Annotated in this window: 21 protein-coding genes; 12 read left to right on the top strand and 9 right to left on the bottom strand. The window is 58.6% G+C overall.

The genetic code is table 11. The features are described 5' to 3' along the window. Positions 1 to 92: 92 nt before the first annotated feature. Positions 93 to 1532: a pyruvate kinase gene (pyk, locus tag HRR99_RS12205; RefSeq protein WP_111837571.1), complete on the bottom strand. Its 1440-nt coding sequence runs from the start codon at positions 1530 to 1532 to the stop codon at positions 93 to 95. Further along, the gene (locus HRR99_RS12200) at positions 1532 to 2014 is read right to left on the bottom strand and encodes a DUF1036 domain-containing protein (protein ID WP_162694348.1); all 483 of its coding nucleotides are present in this window, start codon (positions 2012 to 2014) and stop codon (positions 1532 to 1534) included. Before HRR99_RS12200 ends, pyk begins: the two co-directional genes overlap by 1 nt. 196 nt (positions 2015 to 2210) lie before the next feature. Here HRR99_RS12200 and HRR99_RS12195 point away from each other — a divergent pair, with 196 nt between their 5' ends. The 3 genes from HRR99_RS12195 to HRR99_RS12185 all read left to right on the top strand — a co-directional run bounded on the left by HRR99_RS12195 (position 2211) and on the right by HRR99_RS12185 (position 3723). After that, on the top strand, positions 2211 to 2999 hold the full coding sequence (locus tag HRR99_RS12195) for an N-formylglutamate amidohydrolase (protein ID WP_233121907.1): 789 nt from the start codon (positions 2211 to 2213) through the stop codon (positions 2997 to 2999). Positions 3000 to 3011: 12 nt separating this feature from the next. After that, complete coding sequence (locus tag HRR99_RS12190) at positions 3012 to 3317, top strand: DUF1244 domain-containing protein (protein ID WP_233121906.1); 306 nt, start codon at positions 3012 to 3014, stop codon at positions 3315 to 3317. Between the two features lie 148 nt (positions 3318 to 3465). After that, positions 3466 to 3723, top strand: a complete 258-nt coding sequence (locus HRR99_RS12185; protein ID WP_103089095.1) for a DUF2312 domain-containing protein — start codon at positions 3466 to 3468, stop codon at positions 3721 to 3723. A gap of 146 nt (positions 3724 to 3869) precedes the next feature. Here HRR99_RS12185 and HRR99_RS12180 read toward each other — a convergent pair whose 3' ends face one another. Further along, entirely contained in the window at positions 3870 to 4811 is a 942-nt protein-coding gene (locus HRR99_RS12180; protein WP_233121905.1) for an alpha/beta fold hydrolase, read from the bottom strand. Between the two features lie 405 nt (positions 4812 to 5216). Here HRR99_RS12180 and HRR99_RS12175 point away from each other — a divergent pair, with 405 nt between their 5' ends. Continuing rightward, positions 5217 to 5699: an Hsp20 family protein gene (locus HRR99_RS12175; protein WP_112498602.1), complete on the top strand. Its 483-nt coding sequence runs from the start codon at positions 5217 to 5219 to the stop codon at positions 5697 to 5699. 48 nt (positions 5700 to 5747) lie between these two features. On the opposite strand, the gene HRR99_RS12170 is transcribed toward HRR99_RS12175, so the two are convergent. Further along, complete coding sequence (locus HRR99_RS12170; RefSeq protein WP_233121904.1) at positions 5748 to 6755, bottom strand: bile acid:sodium symporter family protein; 1008 nt, start codon at positions 6753 to 6755, stop codon at positions 5748 to 5750. Positions 6756 to 6861: 106 nt separating this feature from the next. Here HRR99_RS12170 and HRR99_RS12165 point away from each other — a divergent pair, with 106 nt between their 5' ends. Continuing rightward, the gene (locus HRR99_RS12165; RefSeq protein WP_233121903.1) at positions 6862 to 7722 is read left to right on the top strand and encodes a LysR substrate-binding domain-containing protein; all 861 of its coding nucleotides are present in this window, start codon (positions 6862 to 6864) and stop codon (positions 7720 to 7722) included. A gap of 210 nt (positions 7723 to 7932) precedes the next feature. On the opposite strand, the gene HRR99_RS12160 is transcribed toward HRR99_RS12165, so the two are convergent. Then, positions 7933 to 8988: a threonine aldolase family protein gene (locus HRR99_RS12160; RefSeq protein ID WP_233121902.1), complete on the bottom strand. Its 1056-nt coding sequence runs from the start codon at positions 8986 to 8988 to the stop codon at positions 7933 to 7935. Between the two features lie 356 nt (positions 8989 to 9344). Here HRR99_RS12160 and gltB point away from each other — a divergent pair, with 356 nt between their 5' ends. The 5 genes from gltB to HRR99_RS12135 all read left to right on the top strand — a co-directional run bounded on the left by gltB (position 9345) and on the right by HRR99_RS12135 (position 16655). Next, entirely contained in the window at positions 9345 to 14084 is a 4740-nt protein-coding gene (gene gltB / locus HRR99_RS12155) for a glutamate synthase large subunit (protein ID WP_233121901.1), read from the top strand. Between the two features lie 56 nt (positions 14085 to 14140). Next, on the top strand, positions 14141 to 14407 hold the full coding sequence (locus HRR99_RS12150; protein WP_233121900.1) for an antitoxin: 267 nt from the start codon (positions 14141 to 14143) through the stop codon (positions 14405 to 14407). Continuing rightward, the gene (locus HRR99_RS12145) at positions 14404 to 14802 is read left to right on the top strand and encodes a type II toxin-antitoxin system VapC family toxin (protein WP_233121899.1); all 399 of its coding nucleotides are present in this window, start codon (positions 14404 to 14406) and stop codon (positions 14800 to 14802) included. The genes HRR99_RS12150 and HRR99_RS12145 overlap by 4 nt, the downstream gene beginning before the upstream one ends. Before the next feature lie 20 nt (positions 14803 to 14822). Next, positions 14823 to 16280 (top strand): glutamate synthase subunit beta, encoded by a 1458-nt coding sequence (locus HRR99_RS12140; RefSeq protein WP_233121898.1) that lies wholly within the window; start codon positions 14823 to 14825, stop codon positions 16278 to 16280. A 132-nt stretch (positions 16281 to 16412) separates the two neighbouring features. Beyond that, positions 16413 to 16655, top strand: a complete 243-nt coding sequence (locus HRR99_RS12135) for a hypothetical protein (protein WP_233121897.1) — start codon at positions 16413 to 16415, stop codon at positions 16653 to 16655. Between the two features lie 39 nt (positions 16656 to 16694). On the opposite strand, the gene HRR99_RS12130 is transcribed toward HRR99_RS12135, so the two are convergent. The 3 genes from HRR99_RS12130 to HRR99_RS12120 all read right to left on the bottom strand — a co-directional run bounded on the left by HRR99_RS12130 (position 16695) and on the right by HRR99_RS12120 (position 19952). Next, positions 16695 to 17237 carry a GNAT family N-acetyltransferase gene (locus tag HRR99_RS12130; RefSeq protein ID WP_233121896.1) on the bottom strand — a complete coding sequence of 181 codons (543 nt, stop codon included), beginning with the start codon at positions 17235 to 17237 and terminating at the stop codon, positions 16695 to 16697. Between the two features lie 188 nt (positions 17238 to 17425). After that, positions 17426 to 18655 (bottom strand): SGNH/GDSL hydrolase family protein, encoded by a 1230-nt coding sequence (locus tag HRR99_RS12125; protein WP_422387267.1) that lies wholly within the window; start codon positions 18653 to 18655, stop codon positions 17426 to 17428. A 61-nt stretch (positions 18656 to 18716) separates the two neighbouring features. Further along, positions 18717 to 19952 carry a lytic murein transglycosylase gene (locus HRR99_RS12120; protein ID WP_112498597.1) on the bottom strand — a complete coding sequence of 412 codons (1236 nt, stop codon included), beginning with the start codon at positions 19950 to 19952 and terminating at the stop codon, positions 18717 to 18719. Between the two features lie 198 nt (positions 19953 to 20150). Here HRR99_RS12120 and galU point away from each other — a divergent pair, with 198 nt between their 5' ends. Further along, positions 20151 to 21041, top strand: coding sequence for a UTP--glucose-1-phosphate uridylyltransferase GalU (galU, locus tag HRR99_RS12115; RefSeq protein ID WP_111837582.1), 891 nt, complete (start codon positions 20151 to 20153; stop codon positions 21039 to 21041). A 51-nt stretch (positions 21042 to 21092) separates the two neighbouring features. Here the strand turns inward: galU and HRR99_RS12110 are convergent, their stop codons facing one another. Beyond that, the gene (locus HRR99_RS12110) at positions 21093 to 22610 is read right to left on the bottom strand and encodes a surface lipoprotein assembly modifier (RefSeq protein WP_233121894.1); all 1518 of its coding nucleotides are present in this window, start codon (positions 22608 to 22610) and stop codon (positions 21093 to 21095) included. Positions 22611 to 22751: 141 nt separating this feature from the next. On the opposite strand from HRR99_RS12110, the gene HRR99_RS12105 reads away from it, so the two are divergent. After that, complete coding sequence (locus HRR99_RS12105; protein ID WP_233121893.1) at positions 22752 to 23747, top strand: KpsF/GutQ family sugar-phosphate isomerase; 996 nt, start codon at positions 22752 to 22754, stop codon at positions 23745 to 23747. Positions 23748 to 23751 lie beyond the last annotated feature (4 nt).

Raw genomic sequence — 23751 nt, 5'->3', positions numbered from 1 at the left:
AGACCAGCCATAAAAAAAAGCGCGGAATGTTCCGCGCTTTTTTCCCGTTTCAGGATATAGGCAGCGGCGTTCAGGCCGCTCCGTGCATTACGTCAAACGCCGCTCTGGCCGTCGGAGCCGATATAGGCGATGCGGACCATGTTGGTGGCGCCTGGGGTGCCGAGCGGGACGCCAGCGGAGATGATGATGCGGTTGCCCGGCTTGCCGAAGCCTTCGTCCACCACGATGCGGCAGGCGCGGTTGACCATGTCGTCCTGGTCGCTGGCATCGCCCGTGACCACACAGTGCAGGCCCCAGACCACCGACAGGCGGCGTGCCGTCTGGATGATTGGTGAGAGCGCGATGATCGGCACCTGTGGGCGCTCGCGCGCGGCACGCAGACCGGTGGTGCCTGACGATGTGTAGGTCACGATTGCAGAGAGACCGAGCGTTTCGGCGATCTGGCGCGCTGCGAGCGAAATCGCGTCGGCGCCAGTTGCTTCAGGCTGTGGGCGCTGTGCGTAGATGATGTTGGAGTAGTAGGGATCTTGCTCCACGGTGCTGGCGATGGAAGCCATGGTGGAGACGGCTTCGACCGGGTAGTCACCGGAGGCGGATTCGGCAGACAGCATGATGGCGTCTGCGCCTTCGAACACGGCGGTCGCAACGTCGGACACTTCGGCGCGCGTTGGAACCGCAGCCGAAATCATCGATTCCAGCATCTGCGTGGCAACGACAACCGGCTTGCCAGCCTTGCGGCAGGCGCGTGTCAGCTGCTTCTGAATGCCCGGAACGGCTTCCAGCGGCATTTCCACGCCAAGGTCACCACGGGCCACCATCAGAGCGTCTGACAGCGCGATGATTTCCTCGATGCGTTCAACAGCCTGCGGCTTTTCGATCTTGGACATCAGGCCAACGCGGTTGCCTGCAATCTTGCGCACTTCGACCAGATCTTCAGGCCGCTGAACGAACGACAGGGCAACCCAGTCCACTTCGTTCGTGGCCAGAACGGCGTCCAGATCGACGCGGTCCTTATCCGTCAGGACACCGACGCCGAGAAGCGTATCAGGCAGGCTGATGCCCTTGCGGTCGGAGATTTTCGTGCCGGAAACGACCGTCGTGACGATGCTCTTGCCGTCGCATTTTTCAGCGCGCAGATGCAGCTTGCCATCGTCGATCAGCAGGCGATCGCCCGGCTTTACGGCTTCCAGAATTTCTGGATGCGGCAGGAAAACGCGGTTCTTGTCGCCAGGCGCTTCGTTGTTGTCGAGGGTGAATGTCTGTCCCTGAACGAGATCGACCTTGGTGTCTGCAAATTTGCCGACGCGCAGCTTGGGGCCCTGAAGGTCGGCCAGAATGCCGATGGGGCGACCAACGCGGCTTTCCACGGCGCGAATGCGCTGGATCAGGCTACGCATTACATCATGACTGGCATGGCTCATATTGATGCGGAAGAGATCGGCACCGGCCAGATGGAGCTTCTCGATCATTGCCTCATCGGACGAAGCAGGCCCGAGAGTTGCAAGGATTTTGACTTTACGATTGCGCTTCATCAGTTCTGACTTTCCTGTGTACCTGGCGTGTCCGAAAGCTGGACCATCCAGCTTCCTTGTCTGCCCGTATCGTATTCCTTGAAACCCATGCGCTGGAAACTACGGGCGTAACAATCGTCTACACCGTTGATCTTGAACTCGTTTTCGGCAACGCACATGTTGACGTCACCCGTCCATCGGCCACCACGGGCGGCGTCTTCAGCGTAGAGATAGTAATAGCGTGACTGCAACTCGCCTTCGATCAGCGTGGCGCAGGTGGAGGCAGGCACCTGCCACCAGCCTTCGCTGACCCAGCCTTCCTGTCCGCGATAGCCGATGGCGACGCCGACGAGGTTCTGCGTGCTGTTGCAGACACGGAAGTCTGCCCATGCCGGTTGGGCAACGAGGAGGGGGGTGCTGAGAACGGCGGCTGCGGAGAAAAAGCGTATCGCGCGCCGGTATTTAGCAAGGAGAGCGGAGAATGTGTGTGGCACGGCTTCCATCCGGATTCCATGGTTATGATATGAGAACACTTCTTGGCGCGGACGCCCGAGAAAGTCAACGCGAGTTCAATCGATTATATCTCCGGTCGGGTCTCTCGTACGTCGGTGCCGATGGCTGTCCGGGCTTCCAAACTTGCGCGTGGCGTCTAGCCATGCCATCAAGCGTCTCTCCTCAGCGGCTATCAAGAAATCCCAAATGTCAGACTTCCAGCCATACGAAATCCTAGAAGGTGATTATGACAAAGGCATGGTCCTGCTTGCAGATCACGCCACGAACCTTCTGCCGTCAAAATACGGGAATCTGGGTCTGCCGCAAGCCGCTTTTCACCGGCACATCGCTTTCGACATCGGTATCAAGGGTCTGACGCGCAAACTGGCCGCGCAGTTGGGTGTGCCCGCAGTGATGAGTCGTTTTTCCCGCCTGCTGATCGACCCCAATCGCGGCGAGGACGACCCGACGCTCATCATGAAAATCTCCGATGGCGCCATTATTCCCGGCAACCATCCAATCACCTCTGATGAGTGGAATTTGCGCCTCAACGCGTATCATCGGCCCTATCACAATGCCGTGGGTGAGGTACTTGACCGCGTTGCCTCGACATCCGGCAAGGCGCCTCTGGTTTTGTCGCTCCATTCCTACACGCCGTTTTGGAAAGACGTCGCGCGCCCATGGCATGCAGCGGTGCTGTGGGACACGGATCACCGGGCGGTCAGGCCTCTGCTGGCGCATCTGCGAGCCGCGGGCGATATTCTTGTGGGTGACAACGAGCCCTATGACGGCGCGCTCAAGGGCGACACGATGTATCGTCACTGCATGGTGAAGGGCGTTCCCCATGCGCTCCTTGAAGTGCGCCAAGACCTGATTGGCGATGAGGCGGGTATTGCAGACTGGGCAGCACGGCTCGCCCCCATTTTTGCCGCAATGAACGATGATCCCACCCTGCACGAATATCGGCAGTTCGCCTCGCGAACCGGACCCTATTGAGCGGAGACCATGATGAGCGAACTCGACGAACGGCAGAAAATGGAGCTCGAAGCGGCGGCTTTTCGCAGGCTGGTCAGCCATTTGCAGAAGCGCACGGACGTGCAGAACATCGACATGATGAATCTGGCAGGGTTCTGCCGTAACTGCCTGTCCAACTGGTACGCGGAAGCGGCTAAGGATGCAGGCCATGACGTGAGCAAGGACGTTGCGCGCGAGATGGTCTACGGCATGCCCTATGATACGTGGAAAAGCCTGCATCAGGCCGAGGCGAGCGACGCCCAGAAAGTCTCATTCGCGCAGAACTCACTTAAGGAATAAGGGCGCTGTGGCCCAAAACGGCTTGACGTGAGGCTCGCAGCCGGGCAGTGCACCAGCCGGGAATTTCAGCTGCCCGCAACGGCAGCAGGCGAAGACTTCGCCGTGTGACGCACAAGGCTCCAGATGAGCCGCCACCATGAAGGATGAAATGATGGACGAAACAGCCACAACCGAAACCGTCGCCGCCGCCGAACTGCGCCAGTTCATTGAGCGCATCGAGCGTCTTGAAGAAGAAAAGGCGGCGATTTCGGGTGATATCAAGGATGTTATGGGCGAAGCCAAGGGTCGCGGCTACGACACCAAGGCCATTCGGACGATCATCCGTCTGCGTAAGAAAGACGCCAACGAGCGTATCGAGGAAGAAACGATTTTGCAGACTTATATGGCCGCACTCGGCATGGAATGATCATGCTTGCGGCAAGGCCTTGGCCTCGCCACAGCTTCACCTGAGAAATCCTGATGGCGGCGGCTTTTGCGCCGCCATTTTTTATTCAGGGCGTGGCCAACCGAGTGGGATGCTTCCCTTCAAGTGGGACATGCTCTCTTGCCGCCTCAGTCCTCCGGCGCGAAAAATGCATCGATGGCGGCTAGGGCCTGGGTGCGATAGACGTCCCGTTCCAGCAACAATTCGTGGCGGGCGCCGGTGACGGGGATGAGTTGGGCGGCGCGGAAGTTGCGGGAAAGTTCTTCCAGCGCGGCGTAGCGGGAGATGGTGTCGAGCATCGGCGCGAGGATGAGTGTGGGGACTGTGATCCTGGTCAGATGATCCTGTCTCGTTACCCAGGGCATGGTCTTCAACACTTCGAACAGCCAGCGCGCCGTGGGTGCACCGATGAAGAGTTCGGGATGTTTGAGGCCGATGGACGCATTGCGGGCAAAGCGCACAGGGTCCGATGTCAGCGGATTGCCCTCGAACTGGCGTTCTCGCTGGTCCTTGCCCAGTTGGACGCCGCCAAAGCCGGTGAGGGTCAGCAGCGTGGCGATGATCCTGATCCACCCTGCTGGCAAGGATTGGCCGCTGAGTGACACGAAGGGTGAGCTCAGCACCATGCGTTCGATGCGGTTGGACAGCATCGGCGCTACAGAAAGGGCGGCAAGTCCGCCGGTGGAATGGGCGATCATGAAAAAGGGCAGGCGCGCGTCGGGCAGCACCACCTGCTCTAAAAACAGCGAGATATCCTTGCCGTAATCGGCAAAGCGTCGGACGTAACCAGCCTGCACTTTCTTCAGCAGCCGGTCAGATCCGCCCTGTCCGCGCGTGTCGAAGGTGGCGACCCAGAAGCCTTTTGTGGTGAGGTCGTCGATCGTCTCGAAATATTTCTCGATGCATTCGTTGCGACCGTGCAGCAGCACGATGGTGCCGCGCGCCACGGACCGGCTGGAGCGGAAAATGGCGTAGCGCAGCTTTCTGTTTTTGTGACCGGTGAAGAAGCCTGCAATGTGGTTTTCGGGCACGGGGTTGCCCGGGGTGGCGTGCAATATGGCTTCGGTCATGGGTGCTGTTTCCGACTTGGCACTGAAAAGGTGTTTCAGAACGGGATAGGTGGCGGGCCGGTTGGCGTCAAAGGAAAAGGTGCGCATTGCGGGAAAAATTGCCGGAACCGTCGGTGTTAGCAGTCGCGGTTCCGGCGAAGATGACAGAAGAAGAAGGGACGTTACACTTCTGCCGCCGGAGATAGCCTCCGATGCTGCTTATTTAGCGATGGTAAAATGAACGATTTCGGAATCTCTCGTTCAGATAAAGTTCACATCGCATCTGGCGCGAAAATCCTCTTGAACTCCGCCACGGGCCTTCCCATCTCTTGGTCACGGTCGCCAGAACGGGGCCGTATCCGGTCACTCATCGCCCAAACGGGGTGAGGACCATAACCGCAAACAGTCGCTTCCTAGGAGGACACCATGCGTCACGTTGATTTTTCGCCACTTTACCGCTCCACAGTCGGTTTCGACCGTCTTTTCTCCATGCTCGATGGTCTCGGCCAGCCGGAGCAGGCACAGGCCTACCCGCCCTACAACATAGAGCGCACCGGCGAAAACACCTACCGCATCACCATGGCGGTGGCCGGTTTCGATGAAAACGAACTCAGCATCGAGTCTCGTGCCAACGTGTTGACGGTCAAGGCTGAAAAGGCAGAAGACACCAAGGACAATGAGGGCGAATTCCTCTATCGCGGCATTGCCAAGCGCGCCTTTGAGCGCCGCTTCCAGCTTGCCGATCACGTCGAGGTACAGAACGCTTCTCTGAAGAACGGTCTGCTGCACATCGATCTCTTCCGCAACATTCCAGAAGCGATGAAACCGCGCCGTATCGCGATTGTTTCAGACGTGACGGATGAGCCAAAACAGATCGAAGCGCAGGTTACGCCGACCCAGGTCAACTGATCTTCTCATCCCATGATACGAACGGCCCCTTTCGGGGCCGCTTTTGTTTTATGCTTCCGGCAGTACAAGCTCGTCGGCTACGCGCTGCGATTTTTCCTTGGCCCTGTTGGCGTAACGTTGAGCAATCACGGCGCAGGCCATCAATTGAATCTGGTGAAACAGCATGATGGGCAGCACGATGGCGCCGATGCTCTGACCCGCGAAGATCGCGCCCGCCATCGGCACGCCGCTCGCAAGGCTTTTCTTGGAGCCGCAGAAGGTGATGGTGATTTCGTCTTCCTTCTTGAAGCCCAGCAGACGACTGCCGAACATGGTGACGCACAAGACAACAGCGAGCAGGAGCATATTGATGCCGATGAGGACGGCGATGTCTCGCAGGGTGAATTCCTTCCAGATGCCTTCGATGACGGCTTCACTGAAGGCGAGATAGACGACCATCAGGATGGAGCCGCGATCCACCGGAGACAGCAGTGTCTTGCGGGCGCGTATCCAGTCGCCGATCCATGGCTGGAGCAACTGGCCTGCGATGAAGGGCAGCAGCAATTGCAGAAAAATCTGGGCGAACGCATCCAGCGAAAAGCCGCCCCCCTGACCACCGACGGTAAACAGCAAACCGACCAGCAGCGGTGTCAGGAACATGCCGAAAATATTGGAGGCCGACGCCGAGCAAATTGCAGCTGGGACATTGCCACCTGCCATGGAAGTGAACGCGATGGAGGATTGCACCGTAGACGGCAGCACACACAGAAAGAGGACGCCGAGGTAGAGCGGGGCGGGTAGGATGCTTTCAGGGATATAACCCAACCCGACGCCGAGCAGCGGAAACAGGCCAAAGGTGACGAGCAGAATGGCAAGATGCAGACGCCAGTGCAGAATGCCCGCAACAACGACGTCCCGTGCCAGCCGTGCACCATGCAAAAAGAACAGCAGTGCAATCGCACATTTGGTCGCGATGGAGAAATAATGCGCCGGCACTCCGCTGATCGGCAGCAGTGAAGCAACGATGACAGTGGCAACCAGCATCATGGTGAAGCGGTCTGGCAGGAAGCGGGACATGGTGGGACGTCTTTCCGTTATTCGGTTTAGTCTTGAACTCGCGCACAGTATCGCTCATCATGAAACGAGATGCAAAAACTAACAGTTATCACGTTTCAGGATGAGCATGCTGAACCTCCAACACCTCGCCAGTTTCATTGCGCTGGAACAGACCATGAGTTTCACGCACGCCGCAGAACGCCTGGGGATTGGCCAGTCGACGCTCAGCCAGCATATTCAACGGCTGGAAGCCTTTCTCGGTCAACGCTTGATCGCACGCGATACCCATCGCGTGCGCCTGACGCCAGAGGGAGAGGCCTTGCTGGGTTACGCCCGCAACATGCTGGATATCAACAACAAGGTCGCGGCTCTGTTCGGTGAAAGCAGGCTGCGCGGTCGCCTGCGCCTTGGCGTCTCCGAGGATTTCGTTGCGAGCCGCCTGACCGTCATTATGGAGGAGTTCACGCGGCTCTATCCGCTGGTCGATCTGGAACTGACGGTGGCGCTCAGCGGCTCTCTTTACGAAATGCAGGACAATGGCGAGCTAGATGTCGTGCTGGCCAAAAGACGGCTAGGCGATCACCTCGGTCACTTCCTTTACCGCGAACCGCTTGTGTGGCTGGCGAAAGACCCGGATGCCGTTCTGTCGCGCGAAAACGCCCTTCCGCTCATCGCCTTCCCGCCGCCAAGCATCACCCGCAAGGCAGCCCAGGAAGCGCTCGACCGCGCCGGTGTCGCCTGGCGCACTGTCTGCACCTGCGGCAGTCTCAGCGGGTTAACCGCCGCCGCCCGCGCCGGAATGGGCGTTCTGGTCCAGCCCCGCAGCATGGCCCCATCGGGCTTGCGGGAACTGCCGAAGGGCGCGCTTCCGGCACTGGAAGATGTGGAATTCGTGCTCCAGCCGAGAAAGGGGGCGGATGCGGAATTGGTGGAGGCGCTGTCGAAACTGGTGATGGCGAAGAGGATGGTGCCGGGGAGTGCTGCTTGAACGCGTGGCGGTACCCCTCACCAAGAAAATCTAAGACTTAGCTCTGCTAAGCTCTTGATTTTCTATCCTCTCCCACAAGGGGAGAGGTAAAAGAGCAAGCGGCGCGGCATTCGCGTTATCTCTCCCCCTGTGGGAGAGAAAGCAATTTCAACATCTTGAGCTTTGCTCAAGTGTTAGAAATTGCAAGTGAGGGTTCAGCTCCGTTCCGCTTCAAGCCCCGCCACAAATCCGCAAGAAATCATCCACGTCGTTTTCCAGCGTTGCAAAGCTGGTCACAAGCCGAATGAGCTGTTCGTTCTCGCCCACAGGCTCCGGCATGTCGTGCGGTACGGGCCAGTCGTAGAAGCTGGCACCGGCTTCTTTGGCGGCTTTGGCCTTGTCTTTGTTCAGCACCACGAAAAGCTCGTTGGATTGGGTCGGCCAGGCCAGGCGTGCACTGTTGGAAGCCGACAGTCCTTCGCGCAGGCGCGTCGCCATGGCATTGGCGTGGGAGGCCAGTTCCAGCCAGAGATTGTCCTTGAAATAGGCGTCGAATTGGGCGGCCATGAAGCGGGTTTTGGAGAAAAGCTGGGCGGAGCGCTTCCGGATGAAGGGCAGGTCTTCTGCCGTTTTCGGATCCATGTAGACGATGGCTTCGGCGCACCAGCAACCGTTCTTGGTTGCGCCGAAGGACAGGATATCGACTCCGCGCTTCCATGTCATTTCCGCTGGCGTGGTGTCGAGTGCGATCATGGCGTTGCCGAAGCGGGCGCCATCCATGTGCAGCGGTACACCGGCTTTTTTGGCAATTGCCGAGATGGCGTCGATTTCATCCAACTCGTAAACCGTGCCTTGTTCCGTCGCCTGTGTTACTGTCACCAGCATCGGTTGGCCCTGATGGATGGAGCCGGGCGGAAAGCGGCCGATGGCGGCTTCGAGGTTCTTTGGCAGCATCTTGCCGTTGGGTCCGGCGACCGGCATCAGGCGCGAGGCGTTGGAGAAGTAGACCGGCGCTCCGCATTCGTCCTCGATCACGTGGGCTTCGGAGTGACAAAATGCGATGCCGCCGGGGCGGGCGACGCTGGCCATGGCCAGAGAATTGGCAGCGGTGCCGGTGCCAACGAAGAACACGGCGACTTCGCGCTCGAAAATCTCGTTGAAGCGCTTCTCGATGGCCCGGTCCAGTTCGCTTGTGCCGTACGCGGCGGCGAACCGGGTGGATTCTTTCATCAACCGCTCATTGATTGCGGGGTGGGCACCTGCCCAGTTGTCGGAAGCAAAAAACATGGGTCTGCACTTTCGATGAGTTGGGAGTGGCCGGACTGACAAACGATTGTCGTTCTATGGCCTTATCGCGGGGAACGCAAATCCAGCAATGAAAGCAATGATTTCGTCGCTTTGTCGGAAGAAAATTGCGCGAAGATTCACGACCGAGACATATAGCGTCATTTTCTGTGTTTATAAAATGTCGGGGTGGACTTGCAGAGCGTAGCTGTTTCTGTCAAAATCCCACCAGAATTGAGACAGCATTGCTGTCCTAAATTGATAAGCGGACGCAAAGCCATTATCCGGAAACGGTGAAAGAGGTCGAGCATCCGCCTCTCTGCGTGAAGCCATGCAACCTGTTGCAGGAGGGACGAAAAATGACGATCAAGCTGGAAGGCGAAAACGCCGCGGCGATGTTGACCAATGACTGTCCGACGAGCGCCCAGCCGAAGGCTGCCGTGCGCGCGACGATTGGTGGTCTGCCTCCAAAGCAGGGTCTTTATGATCCGCGCAACGAGCATGATGCCTGCGGCGTCGGCTTCGTGGCGCATATGAAGGGCCAGAAGTCGCACCAGATCGTCAAGGATGGCCTGTTCATTCTCGAAAACCTGACCCACCGTGGTGCCGTCGGTGCAGATCCCCTGATGGGTGATGGCGCGGGCATTCTGGTGCAAATTCCCGACAAGTTCTTCCGCGAGGAAATGGCGCTTCAGGGCGTCACGCTGCCGAAGGCTGGCGAATATGCCGTCGGCCACATTTTCATGTCGCGCGATGCAGCCCAGATCGAACACTACAAGAAGGTCATCATCGACGTTGTCGCCGACGCCGGTCAGCAGTTCCTCGGCTTCCGTGATGTGCCTGTCGACAACTCCTCGCTGTCGGAAGCGCCCGATATCGCCGCAACCGAGCCGCACCATGTGCAGGTCTTCATCGGTGCTGGTCGCGATGCTGCCACCAATGCCGATTTCGAGCGTCAACTGTTCCTGATCCGCAAGGTCATTTCCAACACCATCTATGATGCTGGCGGCGGCAAGGAAGCGCAGGATTTCTATCCGGTTTCGCTGTCGTCTTCGACCATCGTCTATAAGGGCATGTTCCTGGCCTATCAGGTCGGCGCCTATTACAAGGATCTGTCCGACCCGCGTTTCGAAAGCGCTGTCGCGCTTGTTCACCAGCGTTTCTCGACCAACACCTTCCCATCCTGGAAGCTGGCGCACCCCTACCGCATGGTCGCCCATAACGGCGAAATCAACACTCTGCGCGGCAACGTCAACTGGATGGCGGCGCGTCAGGCATCCGTTGCCTCGCCGCTGTTTGGCGACGACATTTCCAAGCTCTGGCCGATTTCCTACGAGGGACAGTCGGACACCGCCTGCTTCGACAACGCGCTCGAATTCCTCGTGCGCGGTGGTTACTCCATGGCGCATGCCGTGATGATGTTGATCCCCGAGGCGTGGGCTGGCAACCAATCCATGTCGCCGGAACGCAAGGCATTCTATGAATATCACGCCGCTCTCATGGAGCCATGGGATGGCCCGGCCGCTGTTGCCTTTACCGATGGCAAGCAGATTGGCGCGACGCTGGACCGCAACGGTCTGCGCCCAGCCCGTTATCTCGTGACCGATGACGACCGTATCATCATGGCATCCGAAGCCGGCACCTTGCCGGTGCCGGAAGAGCGCATCATCAAGAAGTGGCGTTTGCAGCCCGGCAAGATGCTGCTGATCGACATGGACAAGGGCGCGATCATTTCCGATGAGGACGTGAAGCGAGAACTTGCCACCAAGCATCCTTACCGCACATGGCTGGACCGTACCCAGCTGATCCTCGAAGACCTGAAGCCTGTAGAGCCACGCGCTCTGCGTCGCGACGTGTCGCTGCTCGACCGTCAGCAGGCTTTTGGTTACACCAGCGAAGACACCAAGCTTTTGATGTCGCCGATGGCAACGACCGGTCAGGAAGCCATCGGCTCCATGGGCACGGATACGCCGATTTCGGCGATGTCGTCCAAGTCCAAGCTGCTTTACACCTATTTCAAGCAGAACTTCGCGCAGGTCACCAATCCGCCGATCGACCCGATCCGCGAAGAGTTGGTGATGAGCCTCGTATCCTTCATCGGCCCGCGCCCGAACATTCTAGATCACGAAGGTGCAGCCCGCGCCAAGCGTCTGGAAGTGCGCCAGCCGATCCTGACCAATGGCGATCTGGAAAAGATCCGCTCCATCGGCCACACAGAAGACCGTTTCGATACCAAGACGCTGGACTTCACCTATGATGTGGAGCGTGGCGCCGAAGGCATGCCTGAAATGCTGGACCGTTTGTGCGAGCGTGCGGAATCCGCCGTGCGCGGTGGTTACAACATCATCGTCTTGTCTGACCGTCAGCTCGGGCCGGATCGCATCGCAATCCCAGCGCTGCTGGCAACCGCTGCCGTCCATCATCACCTGATCCGCAAGGGTCTGCGCACATCGGTCGGTCTCGTCGTCGAAACTGGCGAGCCGCGCGAAGTGCACCATTTCTGCCTGTTGGCCGGTTATGGTGCTGAGGCTATCAACCCGTACCTCGCCTTCGATACGCTTCTGGACATGCACAAGCATGGCGCGTTCCCCAAGGAAGTGTCCGACGATGAAGTCGTTTATCGCTACATCAAGGCTGTCGGTAAGGGCATTCTCAAGGTCATGTCCAAGATGGGCATTTCCACTTATCAATCCTATTGCGGCGCGCAAATCTTCGACGCCGTTGGCCTGTCCTCGCAGTTCATCGAGCAATATTTCTTCGGCACCGCCACGCAAATTGAAGGCGTTGGCCTGACGGAAATTGCCCAGGAAACCGTATCGCGCCACACAGACGCCTTCGGCAAGGACCCGATTCTGGCCAGTACGCTGGATATCGGCGGCGAGTATGCTTACCGCATGCGTGGCGAAAGCCATGCCTGGAGCCCGGATGCAGTTGCCACCTTGCAGCACGCCGTGCGCGGCAACAGCCAGGAACGTTATCGCGAATTCGCAGAGATGGTGAACGACACCAACCTGCGCATGAACACCATTCGTGGTCTGTTCAAGCTCAAGGGCGCGGAAGCTTTGGGTCGCAAGCCGATCTCTGTCGATGAAGTCGAGCCTGCCGTCGATATCGTCAAGCGCTTCTCCACCGGTGCCATGTCCTTCGGCTCCATCAGCCGCGAAGCACACACCACGCTTGCCATCGCCATGAACCGCATTGGCGGCAAGTCGAACACGGGCGAGGGCGGCGAAGAATCCGACCGTTACCTGCCGCTGCTCAACGGCAATCCGAACCCTGAGCGTTCCGCTATCAAGCAGATCGCATCCGGTCGTTTCGGTGTGACGACGGAATATCTCGTCAATGCCGATATGTTGCAGATTAAGGTCGCGCAGGGTGCCAAGCCCGGCGAAGGCGGTCAGCTGCCCGGCCATAAGGTGGATGCGACGGTTGCCAAGACGCGTCACTCCACACCGGGCGTCGGCCTCATTTCGCCGCCGCCGCACCATGACATCTATTCCATTGAAGATCTGGCGCAGCTGATCTACGACCTGAAGAACGTCAACCCGGAAGCCGATGTTTCCGTCAAGCTCGTGTCCGAAGTCGGCGTCGGCACGGTTGCGGCTGGCGTTGCCAAGGCGCGCGCCGACCATATCACCGTCTCCGGTTTCGATGGCGGCACGGGTGCGTCGCCGCTTACCTCACTCAAGCATGCCGGTTCCCCTTGGGAAATCGGCCTTGCTGAGACGCAGCAGACGCTTGTCATGAACGGCCTTCGGTCGCGCATCGCGTTGCAGGTGGATGGCGGCTTGAAGACGGGCCGTGATGTCATTATCGGTGCTCTCTTGGGTGCGGATGAATTCGGTTTCGCAACGGCTCCGCTGATTGCTGCGGGTTGCATCATGATGCGCAAGTGCCACCTCAACACCTGCCCCGTGGGCGTTGCCACGCAGGACCCGGTTCTGCGCAAGCGTTTCAAGGGTGCACCGGAACACGTCATCAACTACTTCTTCTTCGTGGCCGAAGAAGTGCGCGAAATTCTCGCTTCGCTGGGTGTGTCCAAGCTGGATGAGATCATCGGTGCTTCCGAACTGCTCGAAAAGGATGAGATGCTGGCACACTGGAAAGCCAAGGGGCTCGACTTCAGCCGCATCTTCCACAAGGTCGATGCACCCAAGGAAGCGACCTACTGGACCGAGCGCCAGAAGCACCCGATCGACGATATTCTCGACCGCAAGCTGATCGAGAAGTCCATGCCGTCTCTCGAAAACCGCGAGCCTGTGGTCTTCGAAGTGCCGATCAAGAATGTCGACCGTTCCGCCGGTGCCATGCTCTCGGGCGCGCTGGCCAAGCGTTGGGGCCATAAGGGCCTGAAGGACGACACCATCCATGTGCTGCTGCGCGGCACGGCGGGTCAGTCCTTCGGCGCGTTCCTGACCCGCGGCATCACCTTTGATCTGGTGGGTGACGGTAACGACTATGTCGGCAAGGGCCTATCAGGTGGCCGCATCATCGTGCGTCCGCCGGAAAATGCCCGCATCGTTGCGGAAAACTCCATCATCGTCGGCAATACCGTGCTTTACGGTGCCATCACCGGCGAGTGCTATTTCCGTGGTGTGGCGGGTGAGCGTTTCGCCGTTCGCAACTCCGGCGCCATCGCCGTTGTCGAAGGCGTGGGCGACCACGGCTGCGAATATATGACCGGCGGTATCGTCGTGGTTCTCGGTGAAACGGGCCGCAACTTCGCAGCCGGCATGTCCGGCGGCGTGGCCTATGTGTTGGATGAGCAGGGCGATTTCGCCAAGCGCTGCAACATGGCCATGGTCGAGCTGGAGCCGGTGCCGGAAGAAGACGACATGCTGGAAAAACTGCACCATCACGGCGGCGACCTCATGCACAAGGGACGCGTGGACGTTTCCGAGGACATGACACGTCACGACGAGGAGCGCCTCTATCAGATGATCTCCAACCACTTCCACTACACAAACTCCAACCGCGCCAAGGACATCCTCGACCGCTGGAGCGAGTTCCGCCCGAAATTCCGCAAGGTCATGCCGGTCGAATACCGCCGCGCGCTTGAGGATATGGAGCGGATGAAGATGGGTGTTGCGGCGGAGTAGTTGGGTTTCGACAAGTCCTGTGATATGCTTTGTCATATTACAGGATGGAGGCGGTCATGAACGTCGTCAAGATTGCACAAGTCTTCAACAATGGGAGAAGCCGGGCGATACGAATTCCCAAGGAATTCGAATTCGAAGCGGATCAGGTGGAAATCAGCATGAATGAAAATGGTGATCTGCTTGTTCATCCGGTGAGGGCGCCTCGCTCTCCTGCGGGTTTGGTGGCGTGGCTGCGCACACTTGAGCCGCTTTCTGAGGAAGACCAGATGCCGGAAATCGAGGACTATCCACCGGAGCCGGTGGACATCGATTTTCCAGAATGAGGTATCTGTACGACACGAACATCATCTCCAACCTGATCCGATCTCCTGAAGAGAAGGTGGGTCAACGCACGGCGGCACTTGCGATTGGGGATTTGGGGACGAGCATCATTGTGGCGGCGGAACTTCGATTTGGATATCGCAACCGTGGTTCACGGCGGCTGGAAATGCTGGTCGAGCAGGTTCTGGCAAACTTCGAGATCGCGCCTTGGGCATCGCCTGCGGATATGCACTACGCCGATATACGCAGTACCTTGCAGGAGCAGGGTCAGTTGATCGGCCAGATGGACATGCTGATCGCCGCACACGCGCTTGCGCTCGATGCGGTGGTCGTGACGGATAATGAGAGAGAATTTTCCCGCGTACCGGGATTGAAAGTTGAAAATTGGCTTCGATAGGCCGCGGAAGGGACTGAGACATGGGCAAGGTTACAGGTTTTCTGGAAATAGATCGTCAGGTTGGCAAGTATCAGCCGGCGTCGGATCGTATTCGCCATTTCCGGGAATTCACCATTCCCATGTCGGACCCGGAAGTGCAGAAGCAGGCGGCGCGTTGCATGGACTGTGGCATTCCCTATTGCCATGGCCCGACCGGCTGCCCGGTTCATAACCAGATCCCCGACTGGAACGATCTGGTCTATAACAACAACTGGGAAGAGGCGATCCGCAACCTCCATTCCACCAACAATTTCCCGGAGTTCACCGGTCGTGTCTGTCCGGCACCCTGCGAGGAAGCCTGCACGCTGAACCTCGAAGATGCGCCGGTGGCGATCAAGACGGTCGAGCAGGCGATTGCGGATAAGGCCTATGAGCTTGGCTTTATCGTGCCCAAGCCTGCTACGGTTCACACCGGCAAGAAGGTTGCCATCATCGGTTCCGGCCCGGCCGGTCTGGCGGCGGCCCAGCAACTGGGGCGTGCGGGTCACGATGTGCATGTCTATGAGCGCGAATCCAAGGCTGGCGGCTTGCTGCGCTACGGCATTCCCGACTTCAAGATGGAGAAGAACTTCATCGATCGCCGGGTCGAGCAGATCAAGGGCGAGGGCGTGACGTTCCATTACGGCGTCAATGTCGGTGTCGATATGCCCGTCGAAACGCTACTCGCGGAACACGATGCCGTGCTCTATTGCGGCGGCTCGGAAACACCGCGTCCGGCTGGCATCGGCGGCACGGAATTCCATGGTGTCCACGATGCCATGCCCTACCTCGTCCAACAGAATCGCCGCGTCGGTCGCGAAAGCATCGACAGCGTCGGCTGGCCTTCCGATCCGATCCTTGCCGGTGGCAAGCATGTGGTGGTCGTCGGCGGTGGTGATACGGCGTCTGACTGCGTCGGCACGGCGTTCCGTCAGGGTGCAGTGAAGGTCACGCAGCTCGACATTCGCCCGATGCCGCCCGAGAAGGAAGACAAGCTCGCCGTCTGGCCCTATTGGGCGACCAAGATGCGCACGTCTTCTTCGCAGGCCGAAGGTGCAGCCCGCGAATTTCAGGTCGCAACGCTCGAATTCGTCGGTGACGAAGACGGCGTGCTGACAGGCGTGAAGTGCTGCCAGGTGGATGAGCGCCGCAAGCCCATCGCAGGCACGGAATTCATCATCAAGGCCGACCTCGCCTTCATCGCCATCGGGTTTTCCGGCCCTGCCACCGATAGCGTTCTGAAAGAGATGGACGGCAAGCTGACGCTCAACACCGACCGTCGCGGTTCCACCAACGTCATCGCCAACGACAAGGACTACAAGACCTCGGTCGACAAGATGTGGGTCGCAGGCGACGTGCGCCGCGGCCAGTCGCTGGTCGTCTGGGCCATCCGCGAAGGCCGCCAGGCCGCGCGTGCCATCGATGAAGCACTGATGGGCGAGACGCTTTTGCCGAGCTGAGGCATTCAGAAACTGAACAATTGAACCTCCGAGGGTTACCCTTCGGAGGTTTTTTGTTGGTATGCCATTCTTGAATGCGGAGGACACTGACAACTGGTGGTGGACGACCAGCCTTTCGAAAGAGCCGGAGACATGGTCCTGTGGAGAGTGCTGGCCATAATCGACAGGGCAGACGTAGTGGTTCATCAAAAGGCAATCGGCCAGTTGGGCGCTGGACCACTTGAAGGCATGATGTCGGACCGGCTGCTGGATGAGCTCCAAGCCTTTTCGTTCAGTCCCGCATTGAAGCTCGGGTTGTCACGCGCTCGGATCGAAGCGGAACCTGCCTCGATTCACGCAGATGCGCCAACTGCCGTCTTCCGCTTCCCGCCATAAAGCGGACATGGCGAAACTCTGTGAGATGTGATGGGAAGACTAATGCGAAACAGCAGCAGACTTCCGAAGTATAATCATGTCCTTAAATTTCGCTTTCACCGGGCGGGTGAAGGGCTTTTTCCCAATGTCGACAAATCCCCATTTGCGATAAGCCTCAATGGCATTTGTGGCAGACGTCATGACATCCAGCCATACATACCGCAACCCCTCCCTGCTTGCCTCAGACGTTGCGGCGTCAATCAGCATTCGGCCCAAACCATGTCCCTGAGCGCCCGGTAGAAGATATATTCGCGGTATTTCAGCCCCGTCTGTTTCGAAAGTTACCGGATCAGCAACGCCAAGCACCATCGTAAGGAACCCCACTGGCGTGTTGTCTATCTCGGCGATCCAGACCCGTGTGTTTTCACGGCGCATAAACGAACGGAACGCATCGGCACCAAAAGTGTGGAGTTGCTCTGACAAGGCAAGTGGATCATCCCATAGATAACCGTAGCTTGTCGCATAAGTCGCGGGCCCAATGACCCCGAGTGTCTGGGCGTCGGTGGAAATCGCAAGTCTGATCTTTGATATCGGCCTGACCATCGCAAACGCGTCTCCCAAGGCGTTCCATTCCTCTTCGCATCAGAGTCATTTTTGCTCTTACCTGGAGCGAATTTATGACCGCTTCGGGCCAACGGCAGACTTCGGCCGTTTGTTTACCCACGCTAATTCAACGGCAAAAGCTCATCAATCCGGCTTTGACTATGGCCTTGACGATGACGTCGCCGCCTTTACTTCGCCGCCGTCTCCGCAGGCGCGGGCACGCGGTAATCGTCCACCCGTCCCAGCGGGGCGTCGTCCATCAGGCCGCGTTTGGTTAGTTTTTCGCGAGGGGATTCCATGACGGAGAGTTTGGGAGGGGTTTTGCCTCCCAATAGCACATCGCCACCATCGAGGTCGGGGTCGGTGAGGCTGATAGGCTGCGTGCGGACCTGTTGGGCGTCTATGCCCAGCGCCGGGAGGGAGGTGAGCGCTGGTAGATTGCTGCCGTCGAGTTTCATCAGATCGGGGCCTGCGCCATCCAGGTGGCGGCGGACGAATTTTTCGACGTAGAAGGCCAGTTTCTGTTTGCCCGCCTGCGTCATGCCGATGCCGTCTGCCTCGCGCAGGCGCGCCTGCTGGCCGTTGACATCGGACCCGGTCGTCACGAATTTTCCGGCCTCATCGACGAAGCCGTCCCAGACATCCACGAATTCTCCGCCCGCCTTTTCGATATGGCTGCGGTATAGGCGGTTGAAATTCACGAAATCGGCGGTCAATGACGGCGACTGGAAGGCCGGAAGGCCGACCCAGAGAACGGGTACCTGCTGACGTTTGGCCAGCGCAATCAGCGCATCGATGCGGCGCTCATATTCCTTGAGCCAGAGGTCGGTGCCGTATTTTTCTTTGACATCGCCCATGACCATCTGCTGGCGGTCATTGGAGCCCAGCATGATGATAATGGTCGCGGGGCTGGTTTCCTTGATGAATTGTGGAAGAATGGAAAACCAGTCGTAATAATCCGTGCGCACAAGGCCGGAGGAACCGTTGGAGCGCACATCTACTGCAATGGCGGGTGAGCTTTCAAAGGTCGAAACCAGCGCTTCGCCCATGGCCCCGGCCAGAAAATCACCCACCACGAGAACACGGCGAGCATTTTCAAGCTTGGCAACGGGGCCGGGCTTTTCGGTGCGCATCTGGACCACGGATGGCGTCTTGCGCGGTGCCTGTGGGCGGGTTACGGCGCGATTTTCCCGTGAGGGCTGCCTGCGCATTCTCGGCTGCTCTCTGTCGGGCGCATACATGCGGTCATCGCGCCGGTTGGGGCTGCCGAACATCATTTCGAACAGGGTGCGACGCTCGCGCATTTCCTGCGCTTGGGCAACCTGCGATGTCACCGGCAGGCAGATGACGAGGGACAAAAACACGGCACTTCCGCGCCGTGTTATCCTCCAAAAATTGCCTGCAGTCTTGTGCACCACGGCGTTAGCCTCCTGGGCGTTTTTTATTGTCTTCTAAGTCTGAGGCCGCAAGCCAAGTCTGTCAATTGCGCAGGGCGCGCAGCAACAGTCGCGAGGGCTCGCCATCGTTTTCCATGCCCATACGTTTCTGGATGGCGCTGATGGCCGCCTTGGAACCGGAGCCGAAATTGCCATCGACCTCGCCATCGTAATAGCCAAGTTCTTTCATGCGGGTTTGCAATTCAAACTTTTCTTTTACGTCCAGCGTGTTGTCCGGGCGTGGCCAGCGCTGCTGCATGCCGCCGGTTCCAGCGATTTCATCCGCCAGAAGGCCAACGGCCAGAGCGTAGCTATCCGACGAATTGTATTTCTTGATGGTGAAGAAGTTCTTCGTCATCAGGAAGCCTGGGCCATTGGCACCGCCTTGCATTTTCAGCATGGCGCGGTCTGCACCGCGTGGAAAGCCCTTGCCGCTGGGGCGCGCGAAACCGAGCTTCTGCCACTCGGCCATGCTCTTGGTCTGGCCCTCATAACGTCCGCCACCATTTGGAACGACAGTTTCGTAACCCCAGGTGCGGCCCGGTTCCCAACCGTTTTTGGCCAAGAGATTGGCAGCCGTTGCCAGCGCATCAGGAATGGAGTGCCAGATGTCGCGCTTGCCGTTACCATCAGCATCAACCGCATAAAGCAGATAGCTTGTGGGAATGAACTGTGTGTGGCCCATGGCGCCAGCCCAGGAGCCGGTCAGCTGCTTCGGCGTCACGTCACCGTTCTGAAGGATTTTCAGGGCTGCGATCAGCTGCGTGCGGGCGAACTTGCCGCGTCTGGGGTCCGAATAGGCAAGGGTTGCCAGCGCCTGCGGAATATTGTGCAGGCGTTCCGGCTTTTCCAAAACCGCGCCGTAATTGGATTCCATCGACCAGATGGCGAGGATGACATGCTTGTCCACCTTGAAGTTACGCTCGATCCAGTTGAGCGTCGTGGCGTGCTTCATCTTCATTTCACGGCCGATGCGCACCGTGTAAGGGTTCACGCGGCTATCGACGTAATCCCAGATTTTAGTGGTAAATTCGGGCTGAAAGGTTGCCTTGCGCAGCGCGTCCGGGTCGGGCTCTGTCACACCGGCAAAAGCCTTCTGATAGGTCGATTTGCTGATGCCTTCCTTGGCGGCGGTGGCATAGAACTGGTTGATCCACTGGCGGAAGCCTGCATCGGCATTGGCAGGCGCTGGCGCAAGCGCGATTGCGATACCCGCAAACGCGATGCAGCCAAATTTACGGACTTGGGAGCGGATGGGGGAAAGGATCAGCTTTTTCATCGGCAGTCTTTCGTTTCTCTCGAATTTCAGTTCGATTGCGAGATACGCATCGGGCTTAGCGATGTTTTAGCAATTCAAAGTCAACAAATTCTTTACCATTAACCAAAGGTAACGTCATCTTTTACAAAAGTTTGCCACTTTTGGGATAACAAAGTCGTGCGCGATTATTGATGCAGTTGAGTCTCCCAGGAGGAACGTGTGGTAGAACAGAAGAAAATTCGGAAAGCAGTTTTCCCGGTGGCGGGTCTTGGAACGCGTTTCCTGCCGGCAACCAAGGCGGTTCCGAAGGAAATGCTGACCGTGGTCGACAAGCCGGTCATCCAATATGTGGTGGATGAGGCAGCTGAAGCCGGTATCGAGCATTTCGTTTTCGTAACGGGCCGTGGGAAAGGGGTGATCGAAGACTACTTCGACATTCAGTTCGAACTTGAGCAGATGCTGCGCGAGCGCAACAAAAATGCCGAACTGACCCTGCTGGCCGGTCTTCTGCCAAAGGCGGGCACGGCAAGCTTCACGCGTCAGCAGGTGCCGCTCGGTCTTGGCCACGCTGTATGGTGTGCGCGTGACATTGTCGGCGACGAGCCGTTTGCGGTTCTGTTGCCTGATATGATCATGCATTCAGAAAAAAGCTGCCTCAAGGGCATGGTCGATCTTTATGATCAGACAGGTGGCAACGTCGTGGCGGTTCAGGAGTGCGAGCCCGACCAGACGCACAAATACGGTATTGTCGGTGTTGGTGACGCCGTGGGTAATGACGGTTTCAAGATCACGCAGATGGTGGAAAAGCCAGCCAAGGGCACGGCTCCTTCCAACTTCTACATCAATGGCCGTTATATTCTGCAGCCGGAGATTTTCGACATTCTCGAAAACCAGGAACGCGGTGCGGGCAACGAGATTCAGTTGACCGATGGCATGTTGACGCTGGCGAAATCCCAGGAATTTGCCGGTTACAGCTTCAACGGCGAAACATTCGATTGCGGCGCCAAGGATGGTTTCATCCTCGCCAACGTCGCTTTTGCGCTGGAACGTGGCGATATTCGCCCAACCATCGAAGGACCTTTGAAGGCCCTCGTCGACAGGCTGAAGTGATAGTTTTCTATCGAAATGCAGATATCCCGGCCTCGCGCCGGGATTTTTGTTTTAGCGCCGCAGTGTCAGACCGGCGCCGATGCGCCACTGCCTGTTGTCGGTCACCGGGGTCGTCTCGTAGCTGATATCGGTGGTCAGATCGAGATAGCGATTGATGCTCCATGTCAGCCCGGCCCCGGCGACATATTCGGTTTCATCCTGAATGCTGGATGTGAGGTAGGAGCGGCGCTCTATTCCGGCGGTCAGTCTTGCCACGAGATCACTTCGCAACTGCTGTGTCAGACCAGCCGTCAATTGCCGAGAAATCCAGCCGCTGCTTGCGCCGCCCGCGAAATCCTCGATGGTGGTGCGAAGGCCCAGGCTGACATTCGTGCCGCGCTGCGGTGACCATACAACGTTGCCATCAATGGTCAGCGCGTCGATTGCGGAAAGCCTGTTGTCGTCATAACCCTTGCGGAGATAGCCGATGGCCGCTTCGCCCTTCAGCTTCTCGCCCAGATCGATTTGCGCACCCACTTTCGCGCCGTAGGATTGGGATGACCGTTCATAACCGGTGTTGTCCCGCGTCTGGTCGTAATTCGTCAGGCCAGCCGTGACCTCGAGGAAGGGTATGAGGGCAGGGGACAGTTCGTAGCCCAGCCGTCCGCGAATGCCCGCGCCGTAGCGGTCGCGATCGCTGAGGCTGATCGCCTGCCCATTGACGCCCTTTGCATCCGTGTAAATCGTGCGGGAAAGATCGAGAGCCGCAAGAGCTTTCAATATGCCGACATTGCGCTCCACGGATGCGCCGCCGGTAAACACATGTTCGCCGCCCTGCACCGAAGCGCCAGAGACGGCGTTGGGATCATTGGTATCTTCACGGCTGAAGGCATATCCGGCGGTGAGGTGCGCCTCCGTGCCATCGCCAAGGTCGAGGCGCAGATCGGCACCGATATTGGCGCTCGGCTCCTCACCTGCGCTGCTGCCGCCGAGATTGCGCTGATAGGCCCCATCGCCGGTGATCGTCAGTGCGTGGCGGGCCCAGTCACTGGTCAGCGTGCCGCGAATTTCCGAGGTCAGATAGTTGCGGCTTGTGGAGCCGTTGGCGAATGTCTTGTTCTCATGGTTCAGCGTCTGGCTGATCGAGGGACGCAGGGTCAGTGTTCCCACGCGGATGCCGGGGGCGGTGCCATCGTCTATCGTGGCGTTCTCGCCGCCATCGACGGTTGGCTCAAACGTGTTTTCGCGGGTATCGATGGATTCGATCGCTTCATCTGTCGGCTCGACCACCGCGCCGCCGGGTGTATAGGGTGGGCGAACGCCGCCCGTCGTGGTCGTGTCGCCGGTGCGGTCGGTCTGGGCTTGCTGTCGTTGGATGCTGTTGCTGTCAGGATCGATGACGGACAGATCGTTCTGGCCAAAGTAGGGGTCTGCGCTGGTCAAAGGGCGTGTGGTGGCAGGCGATGTCTGCGGCGGCGTGGCTGACTGCGCAAACGCCTCCACCGCCGGGCACAGCACGGTGCAAGCCAACAGCGCTGCCGCTGCCTTCCGCCACGTCGACAGACGTCCTGCGGTGCTTTTATCAACCATGCTCACTTCGACCCGTTTCCATTTATTACCCGAAAGTAAAAGCATGTGGTTAACATCTGGTTGACCAATCCCGCATGATAGTCGTCAAACTGCGCGCTTGGCCGATAGACACCGTTTATTGAAAAGAGTATCAGTCCGGGCATGATTACGAGAGCTGTCACACTGGTTGAAAACGATGCCGTCGAGTCTGCATTGCGGACCGTGTCTATCGAGAAGAATGGCCTGATTGCGCTGGAAAACGCGCTTCTGGGCGAACTTGGAGATGGTTTCGCGCGGGCCGTGGAGACCATCGGTAAATCCGGCGGACGGCTCATCATCACGGGTGTTGGCAAAAGCGGGCATATCGGTGCCAAGCTGGCGGCGACCTTCGCGTCAACGGGAACGCCTGCCTTCTTCGTGCATGCGGCAGAAGCCAACCACGGCGATCTGGGCATGATCGGCGGCAATGATGTGGTGCTGGCCATTTCCAAGGGCGGTGAGAGCGTCGAGCTTCGCAGCATCATCAACTACACCCGCCGCTTCTCCATTCCGCTGATTGCGCTGACCTGCGCGCCCGATGCCTCTCTCGCGAAGTCGTCAGATATCGTGCTGCTGATCCCGAACGAGCAGGAGGCGTGCCCGCACGGTCTTGCGCCCACCACCTCGACCATGATGCAGCTCGCGCTGGGGGATGCGTTGGCCATCGCGTTGCTGGAAGCGCGCAGCTTTACCGCGGGTGATTTCCGCGTCTTTCATCCGGGCGGAAAACTCGGCGCGAGCCTCGCGCTTGTCGGCGATATCATGCATACGGGCGAGCGCCTGCCGCTGGTGGCCAAGGGCACACCGCTTCAGGACGCCATCGGCGTTCTGGCGCGCAAGCATTTCGGTTGCGTGGCTGTGCTGGATGACGAGGGCCGTCTCTGCGGCATCGTCACCGAGGGCGACATGGCGCGCAATTTGACGCGCAATCTGTCGGAGCTTGCCGTCGATGACATCATGACGGCAACCCCGAAGACGGTGACCAGAAACGTTCTGGCAACGGCTGCGCTGGCGACGCTGGAAAAGCATCATATCGGCGCGCTGATCGTGATCGATGAAGACAATCGCCCCATCGGCCTGGTGCACTTCCACGATCTCTTGCGCATCGGAGTCGCTTAAGGCA

Origin of the sequence: Agrobacterium vaccinii (genome assembly GCF_021310995.1) — a bacterium.
Lineage (GTDB): Bacteria > Pseudomonadota > Alphaproteobacteria > Rhizobiales > Rhizobiaceae > Agrobacterium > Agrobacterium vaccinii.
This window is presented reverse-complemented; position numbering and strand designations above follow the sequence as displayed.